At 68.7% G+C, this 4855-nt stretch carries 7 protein-coding genes and 1 pseudogene; all 8 read left to right on the top strand.

The window, feature by feature from the left end; all coding sequences use genetic code 11:
* Positions 1-479, top strand: a pseudogene (locus ACWELQ_RS38155) (hypothetical protein); the annotation flags it as partial.
* A gap of 17 nt (positions 480-496) precedes the next feature.
* Positions 497-1372 (top strand): MinD/ParA family ATP-binding protein, encoded by an 876-nt coding sequence (locus tag ACWELQ_RS38150; protein ID WP_452401879.1) that lies wholly within the window; start codon positions 497-499, stop codon positions 1370-1372.
* Complete coding sequence (locus ACWELQ_RS38145; protein WP_452401878.1) at positions 1369-2037, top strand: hypothetical protein; 669 nt, start codon at positions 1369-1371, stop codon at positions 2035-2037. Before ACWELQ_RS38150 ends, ACWELQ_RS38145 begins: the two co-directional genes overlap by 4 nt.
* A 2-nt stretch (positions 2038-2039) precedes the next feature.
* On the top strand, positions 2040-2198 hold the full coding sequence (locus ACWELQ_RS38140) for a hypothetical protein (protein ID WP_452401877.1): 159 nt from the start codon (positions 2040-2042) through the stop codon (positions 2196-2198).
* Entirely contained in the window at positions 2195-2485 is a 291-nt protein-coding gene (locus ACWELQ_RS38135; RefSeq protein ID WP_326307929.1) for a hypothetical protein, read from the top strand. Before ACWELQ_RS38140 ends, ACWELQ_RS38135 begins: the two co-directional genes overlap by 4 nt.
* 11 nt (positions 2486-2496) lie before the next feature.
* Positions 2497-2769 (top strand): hypothetical protein, encoded by a 273-nt coding sequence (locus ACWELQ_RS38130; protein WP_452401876.1) that lies wholly within the window; start codon positions 2497-2499, stop codon positions 2767-2769.
* An 87-nt stretch (positions 2770-2856) separates the two neighbouring features.
* A complete protein-coding gene (locus tag ACWELQ_RS38125; RefSeq protein ID WP_452401875.1) occupies positions 2857-3687 on the top strand; it encodes a hypothetical protein in 831 nt (276 codons plus the stop codon).
* 31 nt (positions 3688-3718) lie between these two features.
* A partial coding sequence (locus ACWELQ_RS38120; protein ID WP_452401874.1) for a hypothetical protein occupies positions 3719-4855 on the top strand: 1137 nt, incomplete at its 3' end.

Genomic DNA, 4855 nt, shown 5'->3' with positions numbered 1-4855 from the left:
AGGTCGCGTTGCCGCCGGTGCCGGAATCGGTGCTGCGCCGCAACCACTTCGACGGGTCCTGGTCGGATTGGATGACCGAGCGCGGCGAGACCGGTTCGTACGCACCGCCGGTCCGGTACCGCGGCAGCACGGTGGTCGAATTCCCCTCGGAGACCGGCGAAGCCGCGCGGTTGCCCGTCGATCGCGCCTCGCAGCTGCTGGACGCGGTGGCCGACGAGGCCGCCGCGCCGCCCGAACGCGGTCCGGGACGTCGGTTTTCCGCCATTGCCTTCCTGATTGTTGCCATTGTTTTGCTAACCATCGCCGGTGGAGTTGCTCTCTATGTGCTGAATTCCCACGGCGGCACTGCGCAATCCACCGGCACACCCGATGCGGGGCCCGGTTCCGGCCCGATCGCCGTCGCGGCGGCGTACAACGAAATGACGGCCCCCGCGATCATCGGCGACCATGAACCCGCCGCGGGCGTTCCGGCCGGATAAACAGGAGAGCGGAGACAATGGATCAGGACTGGAGCCGCTGGCTCGACGAGGTGCCCGAAGAGGGTGAATCGCCGAGCCGTGCCGCGCGTTCCAAGGCTCCCGTGGTGCGGTTGCGCAAACGCGGCGGCGACGGCGGTGACGCCGATCCCGCGCCGCGCCCGATTCTGGTGGTGGGTGGCTGCGGCGGCGCGGGCACCACCACGACGGCCCTCGGCATCGCGGGGGAGCTGGGTGCCGGGGGCGCTCAAACGGTGGCCGTGGACGGCACTTTCGCCGGGAGCGACCTCGCCCTGCGCGGCGCGGACGAACACCTGAGCCCGATCAGCCTGCAGGCCTGGCTCTACGGCCGCGGCGAGGACGAACCCGCGCCGCTCAAGGAATGCCTCTCCCGCGCGACCTCCGGAATCGGCCTGCTGTGGCGCGATCCCGCGCCGCTGCGCCGGCGCGCCACCTATCTGACCGTCGCCCGCGCCCTCGGCGAGACCGGCTACACCCCGGTGTACGACGGCGGTTCGCCGATCGCCAGCCGTCACCTGCGGCCCCTGCTCGAGGACGCCGATATCGCTCTGGTGCTGGCCATTCCGGCGCGAGTGGACGCGGCCAACCGGTTGCGGGTGACCCTGGAGTGGCTCGACGACCAGTTCGGCGGTCAGGGCGAGGGTCCCGGCGACGGCATCGTCGGCGATACCACCATCGTGGTGTCACATCAGTTGCCCGGCAGCGATTCTCGGATCGCTGAACATTTGCGGGAGCATCTGGACGGTTGGGTCCGCGAAATCGTCGAGATACCCTATGACCCGCACCTCGCGCGTGGAGAGTTGGTGCGGCACAGCAACCTGGCCGCCGAGACACGCCGCGCGTATCGCCGCCTGCTTGCTGGAGTGGCATCATGACCGCAGCCATGACCGAACGCCGATCCTTCGACCGTGACCTCACCGCCGGAGCCGCAGTGGCGGCCGGAGTGGTGCCGCCACCGGAATCCCGCCGCGCGCCCATCTGGGACCGACCCGTACCCGGAGGCGGCCGGGCACCCCTGGTGTGGCTGCTCGGCGTGCACGGAGGCGCGGGCGCGACCACGCTCGCGCATGTGCTTGCGCCGGCGGCGGATTCGTACCGGCGCTGGCCGGGCGTCTTCGATCGCGAATCCCCCTTCGTGGTGCTGGTGGCGCGCGAGACCATCGCCGGGCTCACCCGCGCCCACGACCTGCTGCGCCAGCATCACGCCGGGCTCGCCGGGCCGAGCGAGGTGCTGGGCCTGATCACCGTGGCCGCGCGCCCCGGCCGCATCCCGGCCGAGATCCGCCGCTACCGCGATGTGGTCGGCTCGCTGGCCGGGCAGGTCTGGCAGCTGCCGTGGCACGAGGAATGGACCCTCGTAGAGCCCGATCAGCTGCCGGTGTGGTCGCCCGGCGACCCGATCCCGCAGCAGCGCAAGCGCAAATCCGATCCGCTCGAGGAGATCACCGCCGACGTGCGCGAGCTCGGCTCCGGCATCGTGGCCGCCGCGCAGGACGCCCTCGACGCACCCCGCTCCGACGGCGCGGACGCGGAGGAGTGATCATGGACACCGACGGAATCCGTTGGGCAGCAAAGATTTCCCGGTTACCGGGGATGCAAGGGCGATTAGCCGAGGGAATTGTCGCCACCGGTTGGACGGCAGGGCCGGTGATCGGCGAGATTGTTACTAGCAGTTCGCTTTTGGAGAAGGACAGACAATGAGCATGCTCCTCGCCGTACACGACGCGTACGGCCAGTTCCTCGCCCAGGTCGGGAATCCGACCCCCGAGGCGCCGCCCGCGTCGGACAAGTTGCTGAAGCTGGTTCGGTACTTCACCTGGTTCGTACTGTTGTCGGGAATCCTGGGCATCACCTACGCCGGTGGCCGGTTCGCCTGGGAAAAGTGGACAGGAGGCGGTTTGGAGTCGCCGAAGATGGTGGCAGGGGCCATGATCGGAGGAATCGTCGCCACGAGCGCGGGCACGATCATGAACGCCGTGATCACCTAATGTCCGCCGCGGTGGTAGTGCCACAGGCGCTGGATGCCGTGCTGGCCTACAAACAGATGCCGTCGGACGTGATCCGGCCGCTCATGCAGCTCATCGACTGGCTGCTGTGGTGCGTACTGCTGTTCTGCCTGGCCTGGATGATCCTGGCGGCCGGACGCCTGTGGTACGCCTTCCGCGACGACCTGGCCGCCAACGACGCGACACACGGGGTGGTGATGAGCCTGCTGGGCGCGATCATGGCGACCTCGGCCAGCGGTATCGCACTGGCCCTGTTGCCGACCTGAGGGGTACGGGCAGGCCGAGTTGTCCACAGGTAATGAATTGTCCACTGGCACACACACTCTGGTAACCGACACCGTGGAGGCGAAGCGATGAGCGAGAAGGAGCCGCCCGAGCGCGACGGCGTCTCGTTCGGCGTGATCGCCTCGGCCGCCCTGGTCGCGGTGATCGTGATCGCGGGCCTGGTGGTCTATTTCGGGCACGGCGACGCCAAACCGAGCCCGAAGAACGACGCCGGGGCGCCGCCGAGCACCTCCGACACCAGCGGGGTCACCGGATTCGCCTCGCCCGAGGTGGATCTGTTCGGCCGCCGGGTCGACATCCCCAACAACACCGCCGGCCAGCCGCTGCCGCAGGATCCGTCCAAGCAGCGCAAGGCGGGCGACACCGACTGGCTGACCGCGGCACCGCTGGGCACCACCGGTCCCGACGGCTGGCAGCGGGTCTACGGCGCGTCGGTCCCGTTCTCCACCTCCGACGGCCCGGCCCGCCTGGAAAACGGTCTGGCCGTGGGGTATTCGCACACCCCGCAGGGTTCGGCACTGGCGGCCGCGCAGATCACCTACCGGCTCAACGCCCGGCCCGCGGACCGGGAGCTGTACGTGCGGCAGGTGCGCGTGCCCGCCGAACAGCTCACCGCCTACGACCAGGCGCTGGCCGATCAACGGCTGCCGAAACAGCAGCCGGAGAAGGTGACCCGCTACCTGGTCGCCCCCGACGCCTTCCAGATCGAGAACTACGCCGACGACATGTCCATCGTGCGGCTGGCCGCGCGCGGACCGGTCGTCGACAACCGGCAACTGTGGGCGGCCGTGCGTTTGATCATGGTCTGGGACGCCGGGGACTGGCGGCTCAAGCCCTCCACTTCCAAGACGGCACAAACCGAATACGTGGACTCACTGGCGGGGTGGACCCGATGGTGATGGCATCGCGACCCATCGAAAGGTGGACCACATGCTGAGGCGGCTAATCACGATCTTCGCGGTCGTATTCACCGTCATGATCGCGACCCCGACGGTGGCCTACGGGCAGACCTACGGATTCGACCAGGCCTGCAACGAATTACACGACTCCCTCGACGGCCTGGGCGTGCCCGGCATCTCGCTGGGTGACGCCGCCTCGGCGGCGTGCAAGGCGGGCAATGTCGCGACCCATCCGACCGATGCCGCGGCCGCCGTGCGCGACAAGGCGTGGGACTCTACCTTCGGCAAGGTGGTGGACTCGCTGATGAACGGTCTGGGCGAGGCGCTGATCCTGGCCCTCACGTTCTGGATGAAGATCCCGAACGACCGGGTCAGCGACGCGGGAACACTATTCACCAAGATCAACGACTACACCTATCAAGCGCAGATCCTGCTGCTGATGGCGTCGGTGATCCTGACCGGCCTCAAACTCGCCAGAGCCAGACGCGGAGCCGCGGTCGAACAGGCCACCGACTCCTTCTGGATGTTCGCCCGGGTGGTGTTCAGCTCCTGGATGCTGGGCGCGGTCATCGTGGCCGCCACCCAGGCCTCGGACAAGTTCTCCGAGTGGGTGATCAACGACTCCACCAACGGCAACGCCAAGAACATGGCCGAGCTGATGGTGAAAACCTCCAAGCTGCAGGCGTTCTCGCCCGGCCTGGTGCTGATCATCGCCATCGTCGGCCTGCTCGGGGCGCTCGCGCAGATCGTGCTGGCCATCGTGCGCCAGGGCATGCTCGTGGTCGCCGCGGGCGTGCTGCCGCTGGCGGCGGCGGGCTCGGGCACCAGCATCGGAATGTCGTCCTACAGCAAGCTGATTCGCTGGATCATCGCGTTCATGCTGTACAAGCCGGTGGCCGCGATCGTCTACATGATCGCCTTCACCACCGCGGGCACCACCGACGACCAGACCGGCACCGTCAACCTGCCCGACGCCGACGAGGCCCAGCGCATGCTGGTCGCCATCGTGCTGCTGGGCACCGTCGCCTTCGTGCTGCCCGCGCTCATGCGCCTGGCGACCGCGGGCGAGGTGGCGATCGTCGGTTCCGGCGGTTCGGGTTTGGCCGCCACCACCGGCACCCTGGTCGGCATCGCGGCCCTGGGCGCGGTCGGTTCGCGCGCGGTGGCG

Source organism: Nocardia sp. NPDC004722 (genome assembly GCF_053601505.1).
This window is presented reverse-complemented; position numbering and strand designations above follow the sequence as displayed.

Bases quoted from the DNA above. Each gene is read 5' to 3' on its own strand.
- ACWELQ_RS38150 (WP_452401879.1), top strand. From the start codon at position 497: ATGGATCAGGACTGGAGCCGCTGGCTCGACGAGGTGCCCGAAGAGGGT.
- ACWELQ_RS38145 (WP_452401878.1), top strand. From the start codon at position 1,369: ATGACCGCAGCCATGACCGAACGCCGATCCTTCGACCGTGACCTCACC.
- ACWELQ_RS38140 (WP_452401877.1), top strand. From the start codon at position 2,040: ATGGACACCGACGGAATCCGTTGGGCAGCAAAGATTTCCCGGTTACCG.
- ACWELQ_RS38135 (WP_326307929.1), top strand. From the start codon at position 2,195: ATGAGCATGCTCCTCGCCGTACACGACGCGTACGGCCAGTTCCTCGCC.
- ACWELQ_RS38125 (WP_452401875.1), top strand. From the start codon at position 2,857: ATGAGCGAGAAGGAGCCGCCCGAGCGCGACGGCGTCTCGTTCGGCGTG.